19 protein-coding genes are annotated in these 19,682 nt (G+C 60.8%); 3 read left to right on the top strand and 16 right to left on the bottom strand.

All coding sequences use genetic code 11. The features are described from left to right. Window positions 1-41: 41 nt before the first annotated feature. Entirely contained in the window at window positions 42-1,115 is a 1,074-nt protein-coding gene (locus tag NB231_RS14535; RefSeq protein WP_156777037.1) for an MBL fold metallo-hydrolase, read from the bottom strand. Between the two features lie 245 nt (window positions 1,116-1,360). Here NB231_RS14535 and NB231_RS14530 point away from each other — a divergent pair, with 245 nt between their 5' ends. Both NB231_RS14530 and NB231_RS14525 read left to right on the top strand, forming a co-directional pair. Beyond that, window positions 1,361-2,104 carry a phosphatase PAP2 family protein gene (locus NB231_RS14530; RefSeq protein WP_005004303.1) on the top strand — a complete coding sequence of 248 codons (744 nt, stop codon included), beginning with the start codon at window positions 1,361-1,363 and terminating at the stop codon, window positions 2,102-2,104. 273 nt (window positions 2,105-2,377) lie between these two features. Further along, window positions 2,378-2,728 (top strand): carboxymuconolactone decarboxylase family protein, encoded by a 351-nt coding sequence (locus NB231_RS14525; protein WP_005004302.1) that lies wholly within the window; start codon window positions 2,378-2,380, stop codon window positions 2,726-2,728. A 74-nt stretch (window positions 2,729-2,802) separates the two neighbouring features. Here the strand turns inward: NB231_RS14525 and NB231_RS14520 are convergent, their stop codons facing one another. The 12 genes from NB231_RS14520 to NB231_RS14465 form a co-directional block, all read right to left on the bottom strand. Then, entirely contained in the window at window positions 2,803-4,098 is a 1,296-nt protein-coding gene (locus NB231_RS14520; protein WP_005004300.1) for an adenylosuccinate synthase, read from the bottom strand. 177 nt (window positions 4,099-4,275) lie between these two features. Then, entirely contained in the window at window positions 4,276-5,475 is a 1,200-nt protein-coding gene (locus tag NB231_RS14515) for an ATP phosphoribosyltransferase regulatory subunit (protein ID WP_005004298.1), read from the bottom strand. 24 nt (window positions 5,476-5,499) lie between these two features. Further along, window positions 5,500-5,688, bottom strand: coding sequence for a DUF2065 domain-containing protein (locus NB231_RS14510; protein ID WP_005004297.1), 189 nt, complete (start codon window positions 5,686-5,688; stop codon window positions 5,500-5,502). Window positions 5,689-5,744: 56 nt separating this feature from the next. Beyond that, complete coding sequence (hflC, locus tag NB231_RS14505; RefSeq protein WP_050756175.1) at window positions 5,745-6,605, bottom strand: protease modulator HflC; 861 nt, start codon at window positions 6,603-6,605, stop codon at window positions 5,745-5,747. Window positions 6,606-6,616: 11 nt separating this feature from the next. Then, window positions 6,617-7,852, bottom strand: a complete 1,236-nt coding sequence (hflK, locus tag NB231_RS14500) for an FtsH protease activity modulator HflK (RefSeq protein ID WP_005004292.1) — start codon at window positions 7,850-7,852, stop codon at window positions 6,617-6,619. A gap of 216 nt (window positions 7,853-8,068) precedes the next feature. Beyond that, window positions 8,069-9,376: a ribosome rescue GTPase HflX gene (hflX, locus tag NB231_RS14495; protein WP_005004291.1), complete on the bottom strand. Its 1,308-nt coding sequence runs from the start codon at window positions 9,374-9,376 to the stop codon at window positions 8,069-8,071. 10 nt (window positions 9,377-9,386) lie between these two features. After that, on the bottom strand, window positions 9,387-9,644 hold the full coding sequence (hfq, locus tag NB231_RS14490) for an RNA chaperone Hfq (RefSeq protein WP_005004290.1): 258 nt from the start codon (window positions 9,642-9,644) through the stop codon (window positions 9,387-9,389). Between the two features lie 138 nt (window positions 9,645-9,782). After that, window positions 9,783-10,724, bottom strand: coding sequence for a tRNA (adenosine(37)-N6)-dimethylallyltransferase MiaA (miaA, locus tag NB231_RS14485; RefSeq protein WP_040662496.1), 942 nt, complete (start codon window positions 10,722-10,724; stop codon window positions 9,783-9,785). A 5-nt stretch (window positions 10,725-10,729) separates the two neighbouring features. Continuing rightward, complete coding sequence (gene mutL / locus NB231_RS14480; protein ID WP_005004287.1) at window positions 10,730-12,628, bottom strand: DNA mismatch repair endonuclease MutL; 1,899 nt, start codon at window positions 12,626-12,628, stop codon at window positions 10,730-10,732. A 129-nt stretch (window positions 12,629-12,757) separates the two neighbouring features. Continuing rightward, the gene (locus tag NB231_RS14475) at window positions 12,758-14,032 is read right to left on the bottom strand and encodes an N-acetylmuramoyl-L-alanine amidase (protein WP_005004286.1); all 1,275 of its coding nucleotides are present in this window, start codon (window positions 14,030-14,032) and stop codon (window positions 12,758-12,760) included. A 117-nt stretch (window positions 14,033-14,149) separates the two neighbouring features. Continuing rightward, window positions 14,150-14,611: a tRNA (adenosine(37)-N6)-threonylcarbamoyltransferase complex ATPase subunit type 1 TsaE gene (gene tsaE / locus NB231_RS14470; RefSeq protein WP_005004284.1), complete on the bottom strand. Its 462-nt coding sequence runs from the start codon at window positions 14,609-14,611 to the stop codon at window positions 14,150-14,152. After that, window positions 14,608-16,083 (bottom strand): NAD(P)H-hydrate dehydratase, encoded by a 1,476-nt coding sequence (locus tag NB231_RS14465; RefSeq protein ID WP_005004283.1) that lies wholly within the window; start codon window positions 16,081-16,083, stop codon window positions 14,608-14,610. Before NB231_RS14465 ends, tsaE begins: the two co-directional genes overlap by 4 nt. Window positions 16,084-16,265: 182 nt before the next feature. Between NB231_RS14465 and queG the strand changes: the two genes are divergently transcribed. Then, window positions 16,266-17,339, top strand: coding sequence for a tRNA epoxyqueuosine(34) reductase QueG (gene queG, locus NB231_RS14460; RefSeq protein WP_005004277.1), 1,074 nt, complete (start codon window positions 16,266-16,268; stop codon window positions 17,337-17,339). A 71-nt stretch (window positions 17,340-17,410) separates the two neighbouring features. Here queG and panD read toward each other — a convergent pair whose 3' ends face one another. From panD to panB, 3 genes are all read right to left on the bottom strand, one after another. Continuing rightward, window positions 17,411-17,791: an aspartate 1-decarboxylase gene (gene panD, locus NB231_RS14455; RefSeq protein ID WP_040662493.1), complete on the bottom strand. Its 381-nt coding sequence runs from the start codon at window positions 17,789-17,791 to the stop codon at window positions 17,411-17,413. Between the two features lie 84 nt (window positions 17,792-17,875). Further along, window positions 17,876-18,736: a pantoate--beta-alanine ligase gene (gene panC, locus NB231_RS14450; protein ID WP_005004273.1), complete on the bottom strand. Its 861-nt coding sequence runs from the start codon at window positions 18,734-18,736 to the stop codon at window positions 17,876-17,878. Between the two features lie 26 nt (window positions 18,737-18,762). Further along, the gene (panB, locus tag NB231_RS14445) at window positions 18,763-19,587 is read right to left on the bottom strand and encodes a 3-methyl-2-oxobutanoate hydroxymethyltransferase (RefSeq protein ID WP_005004271.1); all 825 of its coding nucleotides are present in this window, start codon (window positions 19,585-19,587) and stop codon (window positions 18,763-18,765) included. Between the last annotated feature and the right edge of the window lie 95 nt (window positions 19,588-19,682).

Genomic DNA, 19,682 nt, shown 5'->3' with positions numbered 1-19,682 from the left:
CTCGATCGATCCGAGCCTGCTGGCGCAGCACATGAGCGCGGTCAGGCGGTCATCGCAACAAGATGGTATAAGGTTCCCACCGCGCTTGGGCCGTAATGCCTCGGCGCGAAAGTATCTGCAAGCCGCGCCTTGGCCCGCCAGCCGGTGCAATGGCCAGGGGCGACGACGCGCGGCAGAATCCGTTGGGCGAGATCACGCACGGTTGGTTCAATGCGCGGCTCCATCGCCTTACCGGCGAGGTGATAGCCGCCGAGCACCACGTCGAGGGGTGTATTCGGGAACTGTTCCTGAACACTCAGACAGGCGTTGACGATGCCCGCATGGGAACAGGCCGAGAGCACCGTCACGCCCCGCCCTTTAACCCAGACGGCGACATAACGCTCGTCCATGATCAGCGGATCGGCCATGCCCGCGTCGCCTCGAAAAGTGTGATGGCCTGCAAGACCGGTTTCATAATCCGTGACGCGCGCAATGGCGCCGCTGCCGAAAAAAAAGCCCCCGCCTAGCGTATGCGCATCGGCGTGAGTGGCAATCCGCCCGCCGCCGCTGGCGATTTCATCGAAGCGCGGCTCTTCGGGTAAGAGTAGCATCTCCCCGCTCGGCAAGAGCACGCCGCGCTGGTCGGGGCGATCCGGATGCAAGTCCACGACTACCGGGGCATCCAAGCCGGCCACTTCGCGGGCTCGACTGATCGCGGCAACGACCTCGGGTAGAGCGCCGCTGTGATCGAAGTGCCAGTGGGAGAGAAAGACGCACTCGATGGCCGCCAGCTCGACATCGAGACGCCGGGCATTGTCCAACCAAACATCCGGATAGGGGCCGACATCGAAGAGCAGCGTGCGTGTCTCGTTACCACGCCGCCCAGTGACCAAAACGGAGAGGCCGTGGCAGGCACAGCACAGTCGATCGAATACGACTTTGCCCGCCTGCCCTTGATAAATCCGGCTCACCGGCATCCTCGTCACATGCTGGATGACCTCGGGGATCTGAGGTACACCTTCATCGACACTGGATAGGGTATCGGTTTCGTTATCAACGAGGACGAGTATTTGCGCCTCGTCGAGGGCGAGAACGCCGTCGAGCGTCGTTTCCGGGGCGCCTTGCGTTGCCACCATGCTGCCCTCCGCCAAATGGACTCGAACCATTGTGCCAGAGATCGGTTCCATATTGAGGCGACGAAAAAACAAGCCGCCACCCCCACACCAAGCACCTCTGCCGCTATTATCGCCTTACCTGGCCTAGCGAGAGGACAACACACTTTCAGCGGCCCGGTTGAGATCGTCAACAGGATGGCTCGTATCGCTCACACCCCCCACCCCGACAGGTCCACCGCAATGGGAACGCCCGGAGGAGGTAGCTCATGAATAAAACCCGACAATTTGGCAGCGTGGCCTTATCGTGGCTAACATGGCTCGCTCGCCACGAATTGGCCGTGCTCTTGTCCGTTATGGTCTGCGCCGGCGGGACGTGGGGGTTCGTAGAACTGGCCGAGGACGTCGTCGAAGGCGATACCCATCGCCTCGACGAGGCCATCCTGCTCGCTCTGCGCAATCCAGCCGATCGCTCGGATCCGCTCGGACCCGCCTGGGTGGAGGAGGCCGTGCGCGATGTTACGGCGCTCGGCGGCATTCCGATGGTGACATTGATCATCTTGGGAGCAACCGGCTATCTGCTGCTCTCGCAGCGCTTTCGTACGGCTTTGTTCATCACGGTCGCAGTGCCGGGTGGCTTGTTGGTGAGTAACTTGCTCAAGACGAGCTTCGAACGGCCGCGCCCCGACCTGGTACCCACCGAAGTCAGTGTCTATACGGCCAGTTTCCCCAGCGGCCACTCGATGATGGCCGCGGTCACTTACCTCACCTTGGCTGCGCTGCTTGCTCGGATCGAACCGGAGTGGCGCTTGAAGCTCTACCTGCTGCTGGTCGCGGCGCTCGTTACGGTGCTCGTGGGAATAAGCCGTGTCTACCTCGGCATCCATTGGCCCACCGACGTGCTGGCCGGCTGGACGGCGGGCGCGGCTTGGGCCTCGCTGTGTTGGCTCGTGGCCCGCCGGGTGCCACGCCGCTCATTTGCGTTTGCCGGCAAAGTTTTGCGCAAACGCTAACTCCGCTGTTTGTGGCTGCCGCTGGCGTAGTGCCGCCACCGCACCCCTCTTCGTCGGCAGTTGCGCTATCGGATACTTAATTGCAAACATCGCTGCAACGCACCATCCAAAGACTAGAGAAACCACCCCCGCAGCAGATCGGCTTCATTGCAGCCCTATCAAAGGCTCGGCCCACCGCGTAAAATTAAAATGGGGTGGTTGTTGGCCTGACAGAGGAATTAACAACAGATCAGTTAAAGACGCAGCCTCTCTACCCTAATCTGGAGAAAGCGCATGACGCAGGAGCTTTATCCCCATGCATCGGCTGAAATCACTCAGCAACGCGCCAAATTGGCCTGCGATACACACCAGGCGTTTCAAGCTTTCAGCAAGCAAGTGTTCGCCGACGGCGCCCTATCCACCAAGAGCAAACAATTGATCGCCGTCGCGGTTGCTCATGTCACCCAATGCCCATACTGCATCCGCGGCCATACCAAGGCGGCACTGCGCGAGAACGCCAGCGCGGAGGAAATCATGGAAGCGATTTGGGTTGCCTGCGAAATGCGTGCGGGCGGCGCTTATGCTCACTCCACCCTCGCCCTGGATACAGTGAACGACGTACTTGCCAAGCAGCACGACCGCTGAACGAGGTCGAGGCGCAAATCGACTGTCGGACTTATTGGGCCGCCGGTACACGGGGCCACGCCTACCCGCGCACTTCAGGACTCGAACGGATGGCGCAAAATGATCGTATCGTTACGCTCGGCGCCGGTCGAGACAAGATCGATCGGCACCCCGACCAGATCTTCGATCTTTTCCAAGTAAGCACGTGCGGCTTGGGGTAGATCCTGGTAACGGCGCATCCCCAGCGTCGACGTCTGCCAACCTGGCAGCTCGAGGTATTCGGGCGTACACTCGGCAACGGCTTCGGCTCCGAACGGCAGAGTATCCCAGCTCTGAGCGCTGCATCGGTAGCCGGTGCAGATTCGCAATGTATCCAGCGTATCCAAGACATCGAGTTTGGTCATGCACAAACCCGACAAGCTATTGATTTGTACAGCCCGACGCATCGCTGCAGCATCGAACCAGCCGCACCGCCGTGGCCGCCCGGTGGTCGCCCCGAACTCGAGACCGCGGGCAGCGATGCGCCCGCCCGGCTCATCGAACAGCTCGGTCGGGAAAGGACCGGCACCGACCCGCGTTGTATACGCTTTGGTAATACCGAGCACGTAGTCGAGCTCACAGGGTCCGATACCGGTACCGGTCGCAGCCGCACCGGCGGTCGTATTCGATGAGGTAACAAACGGATATGTACCGTGGTCGATATCGAGCAGCGTCCCCTGGGCGCCTTCGAAGAGCAGATTCTCACCGGCCTGGCGTTTCTTGTGCAGCAAGGCGCCAACGTCGGCCACCATGGGCTCAAGCTCTCCCGCCAGTGCCAAGCACCGCTCCAAGATGCGCTGGAAATCCTGCGCCGACTCTGAAAAATAGCGCTGGAGCACGAAGTTGTGATAGTCCAACAACTCGCCAAGCTTGGCAGCCAGACGCTCGCGGTGAAAGAGATCGTCTACCCGCAAGCCACGACGGGAGACCTTGTCTTCATAGGCTGGACCGATGCCTCGTCCGGTGGTGCCGATAGCCGCCTTACCCCTGGCCCGCTCACGTGCCTGATCCAACGCCACATGTGACGGTAGAATAACGGGACAGGCTGGACTGATGCGCAGGCGCTCACGCGCTGGAACCGCTTTGGACTCCAACGTCATGATCTCATCCATCAATGCATCCGGAGAGAGCACCACGCCGTTGCCAATGAGGCAGAGCACCTGCTCGCGTAGGATCCCCGCTGGGATCAGGTGGAGCACGGTTTTCTCGCCCTCGATCACCAGCGTATGGCCGGCATTGTGGCCGCCCTGGAATCGCGCCACCGCTGCCACTCGGTCAGTAAGCAGGTCGACGACTTTCCCCTTGCCCTCATCGCCCCACTGCGAGCCGACAACGACTACGTTCTTACCCATTCGCTCTTCCGTTCAGCTCGCTCCTCGAGCTACAGACCAACGCATTACAAGATCGTATCCGATTTGGCAAGTCAGAGCCTGCCGATTTCAGCCAAGGTTATAGACCTTAAGCTCTCTTACCTATTTACTCAGGCCGAGCGGGCTTGCCGCAAGAGCCGCGTACTGTACCACAAACGTTCAAGCCGGTTTCACCTGCCAACAGCCGCCCAGATTGACCAACCTGCGATTACAACCCAGCTCGTGCAACTCAGCCTCGTGCCCCGGCAGCAACCAGACCACCCGCTCACCCGCCTGGCGAAGTTTACTCACCTCCGCCAACAACGCCGCATCGTCATCACATGGTGCGGCGATGCCGAGCACTGGCGGCTGCTGACCGCGATCGCTAAGCGCAAACAGAGTCTTGAGATCGGCGCTAAACCCTGTTGCGGGCCGGGAACGCCCGAATACACGGCCAATGTGATTATAGCGGCCCCCACGCGCTACCTCATGGCTGTGCCCAGCAACGAACGCGGCAAACACGACCCCCGTGTGGTATTGATAGCCACGCAGCTCACCCAAATCAAAATGCAGTGGCACATCGGGCAGCCAGTGTTGCAGAGCGTTAGCGATGCTGCGAAGTTCACGCAGCGCCTGGTGTACACAATCCTGCGCGGGCATCAGCTCGGCATTCGCCCGTTCCAAAACCTCGAGACCACCGCTGAGCTCCGGCAACGCCGCGAGCATACTGTACAGCGACTCCGCTACATCGAACTCGGCGAGAATGGCCTCGATCTCCGTTCCGGCCTTGCGCTGTAAGGCATCCCACAAGCGCATCTCGGCATCTGGACCCAGCCCCGCCTGGGAAGTGAGGCCGCGAAAAATACCTACGTGTCCAAGGTCTAAATGCGGCTGCACGACACCGGCAATTCGCAGTGTCTCCAGCATCAAGGCGATGATTTCGGCTTCGCTTTCAAACCCGGCATGACCGTATAATTCGGCGCCGATCTGCAGCGGATTGCGAGAACTCCCCGGTCCCTCTGGTCGCGTCTGCAGCACTGCGCCCAGATAGCACAAACGCACCGGACAATCGCGCCGCAACTGATGGGCATCGATGCGGGCGGCCTGCGGTGTGATATCAGCCCGCACACCCATCATCCGCCCGGTCAGCTGATCGGTGAGCTTGAAGGTCTGGAGATCGAGATCGTGCGCGGCCCCCGTGAGCAATGCCTCCAAATATTCGATCGTCGGTGGCATTACCAAATCGTAACCCCAACGATAATAACAATCGAGCAGCTCCCGGCGCAGGCGCTCCAGAGCAAAAGCCTGGGGCGGGAGAATCTCGTCCACCCCATCGGGCAACAGCCAGCGGTTGACCTTGGCGAAATCATGCTCGGTCACGGCGGAACAGCTCCATGGGTCGGCTCAATGGCGTACCAGATACAGCAGGATCAAGCCGGCCAGCATGGTCACTAAGCCGGTGATCCGCAGCGTTCGATTGTTCTGCTGGACCACTTGAAACATCATACGCCGCAACAGGTTGGGGCTGAGAAAAGGGAGAATCCCCTCGATGACCAGCACCAGCGCAACCGCAGTGATCAGCTCCTGCCCCATTTGCCCTTTTATCCAGCTTTATATCATCTATAACGTAGACTACGAACCAACCCCAATTACGGCTTTTTCTCGCCCAGATCGAAGTACCGGAAGAATTCGGCATCCGGCGACAACACAAACAGATCGTCTTTACGATCAAAAGCCTTAGCATACGCGGTCAGGCTTCGATAGAACGAATAGAAATCCGGATGGCGACTGTAGGTCTGAGCATAAATTTCCGCCGCCTTAGCGTCACCTTCGCCGCGAATCTTCTTGGCATCGCGGTGGGCATCGGCCAGGATGATCTGCCGACGCCGATCCGCCTCCGCCCGTATGCGCTCGGCAGCCTCCTTGCCTTCGGCCCGATACTGACGCGCCGCCCGCTCTCGCTCGGCACTCATCCGTTGATATACTGAATCGCTGACGTCCTCCGGCAGATCGACTCGTTTGATGCGCACATCCACCACCTCCACACCAAGCGACTCGGCCGCTTGATCGGTCTCGCGCTGCAAAATCTTCATAAGCTGGGCGCGATCACCGGAGACGACCTCGTTGATGGTACGCTTGCCGAATTCGCTGCGCAGGCCGTTCCTAAGAATCTCTGATAGACGCAGATTGGTGCGCGCCGGCTGCCCCCCAACGGTGGTGTAGTAGTCACCGACATTTTCGATCCGCCACTTCACAAACGAATCGACGATTACGTTCTTTTTTTCCACCGTCATGAATCGCTGCGGCTCCTCGTCCAACGTCTGGACGCGGGCATCGAACTTCTTGACGTTGTTGACAAGAGGCCACTGAAAATGCAAGCCCGGGGCGATATTGGTGTCGATAATCTCGCCCAGACGAAACTTGATCGCCTTTTGCGCCTGACCGACGGTATAAGTCCCAGTGTAGAAAAGTACCAGCGCGAACAGTGCCACGAACACGATACTAGACATGAGCTTCTGCATTAGCGAACCTCTCTCGAGCGCGACCGGTTGCTCTGTTGGCTGGCAGCCGCCTCGTTATCTTTGGCGGCGGACGGTGCCGCAGGAGCAGCCTTCGCCGCCGGCGCGCGCGTTCCAACTTTGCTCTGCTGCTGGCTGCGGGCACGCTCCAGCATGCGATCCAATGGTAGGTACATAAAGGGCTGGCCGCCCTTCGTATCGCTCACTACCACCTTGCCAACACTGGAGAACACCCCTTCCATCGTCTCAAGATAGAGCCGCTCGCGCGTGATTTCCGGCGCTTTGGCGTATTCGCTGGCGATCTGGCTGAAACGGCTGGTGTCACCCTCGGCACGCGCAATCGCCTCGGCCCGGTAGCCGGCTGCTTGCTCGCTGATTCGCGCCGCCTCGCCCTGGGCCTTGGGAAGGACGGCATTACGATAGCTTTGTGCCTGATTGATCAAGCGTTGCTCATCCTCGCGTGCCTTGTTGACATCGGAGAAAGCGCTTTGAACCTGCTCGGGAGGCCGGATATCCTGAATGGCTACAGTCACCACCTCAAGACCGAGTTCGTAACGATCGATGATACTCTCGATCATCGACTGCGTCTCAGCGGCCACCTCCGCTCGACCGCGGGTCAGGACGAAGTCCATATCATGTTTGCCGATCACCTCACGCAAGGCACTCTCGGTAACGTCTTTTAGTGTCTGATCCGCATCGCTAAAGTTGAAGACGTATTTGGCCGGATCGGAGACATGATACTGAACAGCGAGCTGCACGTTGACGATGTTTTCGTCCTCGGTAAGCATCAGCGCCTCGCTGAGTACCGGCCGAGCGCGCCCAGGGCCGATAACGCCATAGCCGATCGTGAGCCGACGCCGCTGCTCCGCATTGACTTGAGACACCTGCTCGATGGGATAGGGCAGATGCCAGTGCGGCCCCGGCAAAGTGGTTGCCGTGTATTTCCCGAAGCGGGTCACCAAACCCCGCCAGCCCTGGTCAACGATGTAGAAACCGGACAGCAGCCAAATGGTCGCCCCAATTGCCAAAATAATGGCAATACCGATTACTCCGCCCCCCCCTCGACGAGGCGCCCCACCACCATCACCGCCATCGCCACGGTCATTGCCCCGGCGAAACAGCTGCTTGAAGCGTTCCTTGAGCTTGCGGACGAGTTCGTCGAGGTCAGGCGGCCCTTGATCGTCGCGGCGCCCCCCCCATGGATCTCGGTTTCCGCTCCCCGGATCGTTCCAGCTCATGTACCACTCCGTAGTTGCTTTGCACGCACCCGACCCGGCGGGCTGGCATTTTCTGGCTTGACTCGCAGGCAGCAGGCAGCCGCTCTTAAGGGAGATCGAGCTGCCCTTTGCCACATGTAAGAGAGATCGAGACTTATTGCCGAGGCAATCGACACCCCGGACATTGGGACAAGCCGCCCATGTTAAAGAGCCCGGCGCTGTCGTCGCAACATCCGCTCAATGATCCGCCGGCCATAGCTCGATGCTGGCCCCATCCTGCCGACGCAACCGGGCCCATTCTCGTTGCGGCAGATCCACTTCCAGCTCACAGACACCCTGCTCGCTGATACGCTCACAGCGCACCTGGCCAAGCGCATAGAGCCGAGCGCGCAGACGACCCTCGGTGGGCGAGAGCCGGACCCGGCCATGCACTCGCGTGAGGCCAATGCGTTCTGCGATCGCCGCTCTGAGCAACTCCATGCCCTCGCCAGTCTGAGCCGAAACCCAGACAGCAACGGGTTGACCGGTTCCGTCGCGTTCGAGTCGAGCCGGACCGCCACTCAAATCGAGCTTATTGAAAATCAGCAGAGCGGGAATATCGCCGGCACCGATATCTGACAAAACCCGCTCCACCTCCCACCGCCGCTGTTCGCGCAGAGGGTCGGCGATATCGATCACGTGCAGCAGCAAATCCGCCTGAGCCACCTCCTCCAACGTCGAACGGAAAGCGGCAATCAGCTGATGTGGAAGCTCACGGATAAAGCCGACCGTATCGGCGATGATGGCCTGTTCCGAGCCCGGCAGCTCGATTCGACGCAGTGTCGTATCCAATGTCGCAAACAACAAGTCCGCGATATAGACATGCGATTCGGTCAAGCGGTTGAACAGAGCGGATTTCCCGGCATTGGTATAGCCTACGAAGGAGACCGTCACAAACTCGCGCTTGCGCCGGGCCTGGCGGCCCTGCTCGCGCTGGCGGCGCACTTTCGTAAGCCGCTTTTCGAGCTGCTTGATACGCTGCCCAAGTAGGCGCCGATCCAGTTCGAGCTGGGTCTCTCCGGGGCCTCGTAAGCCGATACCGCCCTTCTGGCGTTCCAGATGGCTCCATCCTCTGACCAAACGACTTGCGATATGGCGCAACTGGGCCAACTCCACCTGCAGCTTGCCTTCGTGAGAGCGTGCGCGCAAAGCAAAAATATCCAGGATCAAACCGGTACGATCCAATACCCGAGCGCCGAACGCCTGTTCCAGATTACGCTCCTGGACCGCCGAGAGCCCGTGATTGATCAAAACCAGATTGGCATCCGTCTCGCGAATCCGCGCGGCGAGCTCACCCACCTTACCCTTGCCGATAAAGTAACGCGGGTCAGGGGCCGCGCGGCGGTTGACAAGCTTATCCACCACCACAGCACCGGCAGTTTCTGCCAGCGCGGCCAGCTCCACAAAAGCTTCATCGAGGTCGACGATACCACTGTCGAGCTGAACCAGGATCGCCCGCTCTCCCCCGTCCGGACGGGCAAAGAGCCGGGCCGGCGCCGCATCCATTCCCATCAGCTCAGTATTTGTTGCCGATATCGTTGCTACCGCGATCATCCGCTTGGTGGGGCCTGATGTTACGCACCGGTACGATGGTGGAGATGGCATGCTTGTAGACCATCTGACTGACGCTGTTGCGCAACAAAAGCACGAATTGATCGAAAGACTCGATTTGGCCCTGCAATTTGATGCCGTTCACCAAATAAATAGAAACTGGTACTTTTTCCTTGCGAAGGGCGTTAAGAAACGGCTCCTGAAGTGATTGCCCCTTGGCCATTCCAGTGACTCCTCGTGCACTTGGCAGCTTGTTGTTATCCGGGCCCATCGCAGCATGCCCACCGTCGCATCCTTGCCTGGACACCGTCGCATCCGAACTTTTATGAGTATGAGTTAGCATAGCAGTATTGGCTTGATTTTACCCTAAAACGGTATCTAACCTTTGTTTCAGCCTGGCCACGACACGAGCGTAAGGTCCGTTCGCATCGAACCATTCCGCACCGCGCTCACGCCGTAGCCACGTGAGCTGCCGCTTGGCAAACTGCCGGGTGGCGCTAACCCCGCACGCAATCATCGTATTATAATCATAGCTCCCCTCCAGGTGGCGCCATATCTGTCGGTAACCCACCGCTCGCATCGACGGCTTACTTAAATCGAGATCGCCCCGACCACGTAGCTCGGCTACTTCGTCCACGAAACCACTGGCCAACATTCGCCGAAACCGCGCCTCGATACGCCGGTGGAGCACCTCGCGCATGGCCGGTGCCATAACGAATTTGATCAATGGGAAAGGCAATTGTTCCGAGGCGTGCCTGCGGGTCAGATCACTCAGTGTCTCCCCTGTCAACTCGTACACCTCCAAGGCCCGCTGAATGCGTTGCGCGTCGTTGGGGTGCAAGCGGGCCGCGGTCTTTGCATCCAGCCGCGCCAGGCGCCCATGCAGTGCAGGCCAGCCGGCGCACTGCGCCTCCCTCTCAAGAGAGGCTCGAAGCTGCTGATCGGCCGCCGGAAGATCCGCCAACCCCCCGACCAAAGCACGAAAATACAGCATACTGCCGCCCACCAGCAGCGGGATGCGCCCCCGGGCGTGAATCGCTTTAATCAAGGACAACGCCTCATCACGAAATTCCGCTGCGGAATAACATTGAGCGGGATCGCGAATATCGATCAATTGATGCGGGGCGATCGCCAGAGTCTCCGCGGAGGGTTTAGCGGTACCAATATTCATCTCCCGATAGACCAGTGCCGAGTCGACACTGATGATCTCACAAGGCAGCGCCGCAACGAGTTCCACCGCCACCGCTGTTTTGCCGGAGGCGGTCGGGCCCATGAGGAAAACAACCGGAATGGGCGTGGACATGTGCGTCAACGACCGCGCAGGAATAGTCGATCCAGCTCCGCCAAGGTAAGCCGCGTCCAGGTCGGTCGACCGTGATTACATTGACCGATATTACGGGTTCGCTCCATGTCGCGCAGCAGCGCATTCATTTCCGTGATCGTGAGGCGACGCTGCGCGCGCACCGAACCGTGGCAAGCCATGGTGGCCAGCACTTGATTGATCACCGCCTCGAGCTGACCACCCACCCCTTGGATCAAAAGGCCGCTTAGCACATCGCGCAACAAAGCCGTGATGTCGATCTGCCCCAGCAGCGCCGGGATGCGGCGCACGACCAGCACGTCCGGAGCGGCTCGATCAACCTCGAACTCCAAGCGCCTGAATAGAGCGGCACAGTCTTCGGCCGCATCCGCTTCCGCCGGCGTCACACCAACCCGCAGTGGCACCAGCAACGCCTGCCCGGCAAGACCCTCTCGATCAAGCTCGTCTTTGAGCCGTTCGTAGACAATACGTTCATGAGCAGCATGCATATCCACCAGAATGAGCCCGGCGGCATCCTCCGAGAGCACGTAAACACCATGCAGCTGAGCCACTGCATAACCCAGCGGTGGGGTGGCCTCCTCGCCCCGCCCTGCCGCTGGCACCGGGTGCTGAGGTAGCGCGCGCGATAATGCTAGAGAATCACCCTCACTCCCCCAGGTTGATTCGCCGTTACCGATCGGCTCACCGGCCGACCGTGCCTCACCAGCAGCCGCATAAAGCTGGGTTGCCTCGGCTACTGGGAAAGCGATGGAAGACTGCCATGGTGAGTGGCAAGTGGGTTGCTGCTCCTGCGGCGAGTCGACGCAGGTACGCTTGGGTGCAGCCCGGTAGCGCCGGCCTTCGGCGGCGCCATTGGGGTGAGCCAACGCCCGATGCAACTGATGAAACAGAAAATCATAGACCAGACGCGGCTCGCGAAAGCGCACTTCATACTTGCTCGGGTGGACATTTACGTCCACCTCCGCCGGATCCATCCCGAGGTAGAGGACATAAACGGGGTGTTTTTCCTTATATAGGAGATCGGCATAAGCGCGGCGAATGGCATGGCCGGCCAGACGATCCCGAATCATGCGCCCATTGAGATAGAGATACTGCAAATCGGTCTGCGCTCTGGCCGCACTCGGCAAACCGATCCATCCGTGGAGCCGCAATCCCGCCGCCTCGGCATCCAGAACGAGCGACTGGCCGACAAACTCACGCCCCAACAGCTCCGCCAACCGGGCTTCCTGCTCAACGCTCGTGCCGGTCGGCGCAAGTCGATAGTTACAGCGACCATGGCAGTTCAGTTCGAATCCCACGTCGGGCCGACTCAGAGCGATTCGCTTGACTAGGCCCTGAATATGGCGCAGCTCGGTCTGATCCGTGCGCAAAAACTTGCGCCTGGCCGGAATATTGTGAAACAGATCACGAACCACCACTGAGGTCCCCGGCGGATGCGGCGCTGGCGCCACCTCATCGAGCAGTTCCCCGCCGTTCAGCTCCAGACGCCAACCATGATCCTCAGCGCGGCTACGGGTAGTGAGCGTCAAACGCGCCACCGAGGCAATACTCGGCAGGGCCTCACCCCGAAATCCGAGGCTGGCGATGCGCTCAAGATCGATCAGATCCCGAATCTTGCTGGTCGCATGGCGGCCGACGGCCGAGCGCAAATCTTCGCGCCCCATACCGACACCGTCGTCGCGAACACGTATGAGTCGCTTGCCGCCGCCCTCAACCACAATCTCGATCCGACCCGCATCGGCATCCAACGCATTCTCCACCAATTCCTTTACAACCGCCGCCGGGCGCTCGATGACTTCGCCGGCCGCGATCTGATTGACGAGCTGGGGCGGTAAACGCTGGACCCGTATCTGAGGTAAGGGAGTATCGTCGCTTAACTGACTCATAGACGGCATTATGCCGAAGATCGGCGGGTCGAGTCAGCTCGCGGAGTGGATTTTCGGCGCGGCGCCAAACGTCCGCCCGAGCGGTTCGGCAAGACACCCGCGCGCATCGGCGCAAAAGAAAGTGTTTCGTTAAGGGATTACCAATCGACTGCCGATCGCAATGATGTCGCCGTTCAGATCATTGAGCTTACGCAGTTGTTTGACGCTTACGTTGTACTCCTGCGCGATGGCGCTCAAGGTATCACCGCGACGCACAACGTACTCATGGGCGCTGACCATGATGCGCCTACCCGGCATGAATTCCTCGATGTAATCGCTGACGCCTCGCTCCAACGCTCGAGCGAGCTTCCACTGAAAACGGCTGCTACGTAACCGAAGCTCCTCGCGGGGGTTAGAGATAAATGCGCTTTCAACCAGCACCGAGGGCATGTCCAGTGATTTGAGTACGGCGAAGCCAGCCCGTTCCACCGAGCTCTTGTGCAACTCCCCAACGTCATCGAGAACCGCAAGCATGGATTGCGCAAGATGAGTGCTCGACTCGATCGTGGCCGCTCGGGAGAGATCGACCAGCACGGTAGCGACCAGGTCATCCTTGCCGTCCAGCGAAACCCCACCGATGCGATCCACAGAATTCTCCCGCTGTGCCAGCAGCCGTGCGGCCTCGGTCGAGGCGCCATGGGGCGAGAGCACATAGACGGACGCCCCTCGCGCCCTGCTATCACCGATCGAGTCGGCATGGATCGATATAAAAAGATCGGCGTGGGCCTGCCTGGCCAGCCGGGTGCGCTCACGCAAGCCGACGTAGTCGTCGCTCTCGCGAGTCAACACCGCGCGCATACCCGAGCGCGCGGAAATCAACTCAGCAAGCTTCTGGGCGATGGCCAGGGTGATCGTTTTTTCGAATGTTCCGCGCTGCCCGATGGCTCCGGGATCCACTCCCCCATGACCGGCATCGATGGCGACCACCAGCTCCCGGCGCTGCTGAACCAAGGTCTTTACTGGTTCGCGCAAACCCTGGGGCTTTTCGAAATCCACCACGAGACGGTTGCCGTAGGTTTTATTCGGTTTGACCAAAAAGCTCTTGAGCCGAGCGGCCTGCATGAGATCAAAGACCACTCGTAGATCAGAGCCGTTGCGGATGGCGCTGCGGATCCCCCCCAGCACACCGACCGGCTCGGTGGCTTCGAGCAAATCTTCGGCAAATGCAGCAGATTGGATGTCGAGCACCGCGCGGCTGGGATTACTGAGCGTAAACAGACGATATTCGACCGGTTGCGAGAGATCGAAAACCACCCGCGTATGATCCGAATCGGCCCAGGTGCGGATTCGCTCGACGCTCGCCTGTCGACCCAGCGCTCCCGTACAAACGCAGTATAATAAGGCGAATATCAACCAACGTTTCATTTCCGGCCGTGTTGTTATGCCGCGGCATTTCCCGGTAGCTAGCCATAACGCGCGGGTGTTTTCAATCTATTTTTTCCGTATTTGCCTATAGATAGGCTCATGTTTTTGTGTTTATTCTCAACCACTCGGCAAGCGAGCGAGTAGCGCCATGCCGACCGGCGTGTGAGCCGTCAACTGCGCAAGTCGCATCGACTCGACGACGCTCAGCGCGATGACCAGATCAGCCATCGGCAACACCCGCCCTCCCCGCTCAGGCCATTCGACCAACAGTACGGCGGACTCGCCCAGCAAGTCGCGCAGGCCAATGTATTCAAGCTCCTCGGGGTCTGAAAGACGGTACAGATCCAGGTGATAAAGGCGGCGCTCGGCCACTTGATAGGGCTCGATCAAAGTATAGGTAGGACTGCGCACCGGCCCGATATGGCCCAACGTCCGCAGCAAGCCCCGGACCAGGGTCGTTTTCCCTGCACCAAGCTCGCCGGTGAGATCGATACGGCAGCGCATCGGCAGAGCCGCCGCGAGTTGGGCACCGAGCGCCTCCGTGGCCTGCGGCCGGGGCAACCAGCGCTGGCGAGTCATTTCGGATTGGCGAGGCGGCGCAGAGGTTCGAACAGATCCGTGGCCAACAGACCACGCGCCCCATCCCCCGCTGCCTGGTCGGCGGCGCGGGCATGCAGCCAGACCCCGCTCACAGCTGCCGCTTCGCAATTCAAACCTTGGGCCAGCAGCCCACCAACAACCCCGCTGAGCACATCACCCATGCCACCGCTCGCCATCCCCGGATTGCCGCGATCGCAAAGCCACGTTAGCGCCGGGCTGCGGATCAAGCTACCGGCCCCCTTGAGAACAACCACTCCGCCCCAGCGGGACTGCAACGCTGCCACAGCTGCAAACCGATCGGCCTGCACCTCGGCAGCAGAACAGCCGAGCAAGCGACCCGCCTCGCCGGGATGGGGCGTCAGAACCCAAGCACCGCGTCGCGGCGGTGCCTGCGCGAGGCGGTTGAGGCCATCGGCATCGATCACCAGCGGACCGTCGAAGGCAACACAGCGTTCAAACAGCGCTTGACTCCAGGTGCTGCTTCCTAAACCAGGACCCAGCACCACCACCGTTGCCCGAGCCAACAGCGGCTCCAGATCCTCCGGGCCGGCTACAGCGCGGCACATGATCTCTGGGCGCGCGGCGAGAATCGGTGCTATATGCTCTGCCCGGGTCGCTGCGCTGACCAACCCTGCGCCCAACCGACAAGCCGCCTCCGCGGCCAAGCGCACGGCGCCTCCCATGCCCCGGTCGCCACCCACGACCAGAACGTGCCCAAACCGTCCCTTATGGGCCGTGCGCTGCCTTGGCGCAAGATGAGGATTCACGTCAGCGGCGGTAATTCGGCGCGCAGCCGGCTCGATACCGATCAAGACCGCCGGCGGCACCTCCAAATCGCCGAATATCACCTCGCCCGTACAATCCGGTGCAGCTCCGGTAAACAAGCCCTGCTTGAGGGCAATAAAGGTCGGCGTGACGCTGGCGCCTATCGCCAGGCCCAGGATTTGCCCGGTATCGCCATGAATACCGGATGGGATATCGACGGCCAGCACCGGCAGATGCCTTGCATTGATCGCCGCGATCGCCTGCGCAAAACGCCCTTCCACCGGACGATCCAGCCCGGTGCCGAGCAAGGCATCGACAATGACTTCGGCCTCACCGAGCGCCTCCGCCGTAAACGGCTCGGTTCGAGCGAGCTCGAGGTAGGCCTTGGCCGCCGTGCCGGCTGCGCCTTGCAAGCGCTCCGGGTCAACCAGCGTCAGTACGCGCACAGTCAAACCGTCGCGCAGCGCAAAGCGAGCCACCACATAGCCATCGCCGGCATTGTTGCCCCCGCCGCAGACGATACAAATCCGCCGCGCCTGCGGCCAACACCGGCGCAGCACTCGATAGGCCACACGGCCCGCTCGCTCCATAAGCGTATAGGCGGGGATGCCGTACACCTCGATGGCAAGTCGGTCCAGCTCTCGGCTCTGCTCAGTTCGATAGAGCTCACGCGGCAGATCGTTCATAGGTGCCATTATAGCCACCCCATCCGCGAATCCAGCCACTGCGCAGAACGAACAACGGCTATCGTAAGTAGTCTTTTACCCCAATCACAAGGAGGGCTTTACTTAGGCAAGTCTTCAGGGCCTGTTAACAATTACCCGCGACGCCGCGGATAATTGTTAACAGGCCCCAGTACAATAAGCCGATGAACGACGCACGGCCGGCTCTCGATCTCCACGCCCTGGCCCGAGACATCAAACGCTGGGGCCAGGAGCTTGGTTTCGACCGGGTGGGTATCGCCAAACCCAACCTGGCCGTCGACGAGGCACGCCTACTGCAGTGGCTGCGCCGTGGCTTCCACGGTGAGATGGCCTATATGGCTCGACACGGGGTCAAGCGGGCGCGTCCCCAGCGCCTGCTAGCGGGCACCTTGCGGGTGATCTCTGTGCGGCTGAACTACCGACCACCGGGAATCGAGCCCGACGCGCGGGTCCTGCAGGACGCTCGCCGTGCCTTTATTGCCCGCTACGCCTTGGGGCGTGATTATCACAAACTCATGCGCAAACGCCTGCAACGGCTTGCACACCGGATCGAAGCCACCGCCGGGCCATTCGGCTACCGGGCGTTGGTCGACAGTGCCCCGGTGCTGGAAAAGGCGCTGGCCCGTGATGCGGGCTTGGGCTGGATCGGTAAGCATACCCTACTGCTGAGCCGAGAGGCCGGCTCCTATTTCTTTCTCGGCGAGCTTTTCACGGACTTACCCCTGCCACCAAGCGCCCCGAGTAGCGAGCACTGCGGCAGTTGCCGGGCTTGCCTGAACATCTGTCCGACCGGGGCGATTGTTGGGCCTTACCAGCTTGACGCCCGCCGCTGCATCTCCTATCTCACGATCGAGCACCAAGGGAGCATCCCCGAGTCATTGCGCCCCTTGATCGGCAACCGGGTGTTCGGCTGTGACGACTGCCAAGCCGTCTGTCCGTGGAACAAATTCGCCCGCCCCACCGACGAGGCCGACTTTCGCCCCCGTCACGGCCTGGATACCGCTGCGCTCACCGCGCTCATGCGCTGGGATGAGGCGGAGTTTCTGGAACGTACCGCAGGCTCGGCAATTCACCGCTTGGGCCACGTACGTTGGCTACGCAATCTGGCGGTCGCCTTGGGCAACTCGCCGTGCGATGAGGCCGCGCGCGACGTCCTGCGCGCACGCTCGCAGCACCCTTCTGCCTTGGTGCGCGAGCATGTCGCTTGGGCCCTCGCCCGGCAGAGCGATAAGTCGTAACGGTCACGCCGGGTCGCAGAGAAGACCAAGTCGCGCTAGGCAAGGGCAAAGCTCACCAGCACGCACTGGCTTCAGGCGACTTGTCGAGGGATGGGGTTGCGGGTGTGGCTGATGCGATTTTGCTCGTCACAATAGACCAGCACCGGCTGATGGCCTTCCAGATCGGCCTCGGGCATGAGGGCATAACAACAAATAATCACCCGATCGCCGGGTTTGGCTTTGTGCGCGGCTGCACCGTTCATCGAGATGATTCGCGATCCGCTCTCGGCGCGAATGGCGTAGGTCGCGAACCGCTCGCCGTTGGCCATGTTGTAGATATGGATCTGCTGGTAGTCATGAATACCGGCCGCCGCGAGCAGATCGGCGTCGATGGCGCATGATCCTTCGTATTCCAGCTCAGCATGGGTCACCCGCGCCTGATGGAGCTTACATTTCAACATAGTCAAATACATAGCGTTCGCCTCTGTCAGCATCCCAGCTGGTTGCTTCGCAGCCGGCAACCCGCTGCATATTGCAGGGCAGCATATTATCCACGGTCAGCCGCAGCGGTTCAACGACACCTCCACATTATCGATCAGCCGGGCTTCGCCGAGCCAGGCCGCCGCGAGCACCACTAGCTCGAGATCGTCCCGGCATGGCTCACGCAAATCCGCGCCGCGCCGAATAGCCACATACTCCGGGCGCATGCCCGCGTCCATCAACATCTTGCTGCCGCGCGCCTCCAGCAACCGGAAGTTCGATTCCCCCTCGAATAATGCCTGCCTCAGCGCTGTCAATGTGCGGAAAAGCTCGGGCGCCAGCGCACGCTGCGAGGGCTTCAAATAGGCATTGCGTGAGCTGCGGGCCAGTCCATCCGGCTCACGCACGGTCGGCATCCCGATGACCCGCACGGGCAGATCGAGATCCGCCACCAGGCGCCGGATCACCAACAGCTGCTGATAGTCCTTACGTCCAAACACGGCGCTATCCGGCTGGACAACATTGAGCAGCTTGGCCACTACGGTCGCCACACCGGTAAAATGGCCGGGACGGAAAGCACCGCAGAGAATCCCGGAGAGCGCCGGAACATCCACCTGGGTGTGCCCCATGATGCCCGCCGGATACATCTCCTGCACGGCGGGTGCGAATACGGCGTCTACTGCCAGCGCCCGGAGCTGCGCACAGTCGATTTCCAGGCTCTGCGGATAGGTCGCATAATCCTCTCCCGCACCGAATTGGGTGGGGTTGACGAATAAGCTCGTCACCACCCGATCGCCATGCTCACGCGCCACTTTCACCAGCGCCAAATGACCTTCGTGCAGATTGCCCATCGTCGGCACGAGGCTGACCGTGAGCCGTTGCGCTCGCCAAGAGCGTACCAGCGAGCGCAGCTCGGGGATTCGCCGCACGATCCGCATGCGCCAATGCCCTTATTTAAAGCACATTAGAAACAATGTTCCTCGTCCGGGAAGCGGCGCGCCTTGACGGCCGCCACATACTCCTGCACCGCGGTCTGAACGTTACCCGCCCCCGTCATGAAATCCTTGGCGAACCGCGGTGGTCGACCCGGCGTAATACCGAGCAGATCCTGGAGCACCAGAATTTGGCCATCACAGCCTGACCCCGCCCCGATTCCGATGACAGGGATGCGCAATTCATGCGCCAATCGCTCCCCAAGCGCAGCGGGGATGCACTCCACCAACAACAAATCCGCCCCCGCCGCCTCCAGGGCGTGGGCATCGTCGATCATGGCGTGCGCGCTCGTTCGGTCACGACCCTGGACCTTATAGCCGCCGAGCTTATGAATGCGCTGCGGCAATAAGCCCAGGTGCGCGCAGACCGGGACGCCCGCCCGCGCGAGGGCGGCTACGATACTGACCTGATCGGCCGTACCTTCTAATTTCACCATGCGGGCGCCACCCTCTTGCATGAGTCGCCCGGCGTTGCGCAGCGCAGTGGCTTCATCGAGATAGCTCATAAACGGCATATCGGCCATGATCAACGCCCGCCGGTGGGCGGCGGCCACACACCGGGTGTGGTAAATGACGTCGTCGACGCTCACTGAGAGCGTCGTCTCATGCCCTTGAATGACCATACCGAGCGTGTCACCGACCAGGATCACGTCGACGCCGGCCTCGTCCACCACACAGGCCAGGCTGTGATCGTAGGCGGTAAGGCACGCAATCACCTCGCCGGCGGCTTTCATCTGCAGCAAACGGGTAACATTCACGCTCGGCGCGGCGCGCTTATTCGATTTCTCGACGGCCATCACACATCGCTCCCTATCGCGGGAAAAAGCTACTGTACAGCGCATAAGGTGGTGCATTGAAGCCGCATCCATAGATACGGGCGGGACTCTCTGCA

Source organism: Nitrococcus mobilis Nb-231 (assembly GCF_000153205.1).
Classification (GTDB): Bacteria; Pseudomonadota; Gammaproteobacteria; order Nitrococcales; family Nitrococcaceae; genus Nitrococcus; species Nitrococcus mobilis.
Note: the sequence above shows the minus strand (reverse complement) of the source record. Positions and strands in the feature narration are given on the sequence as shown.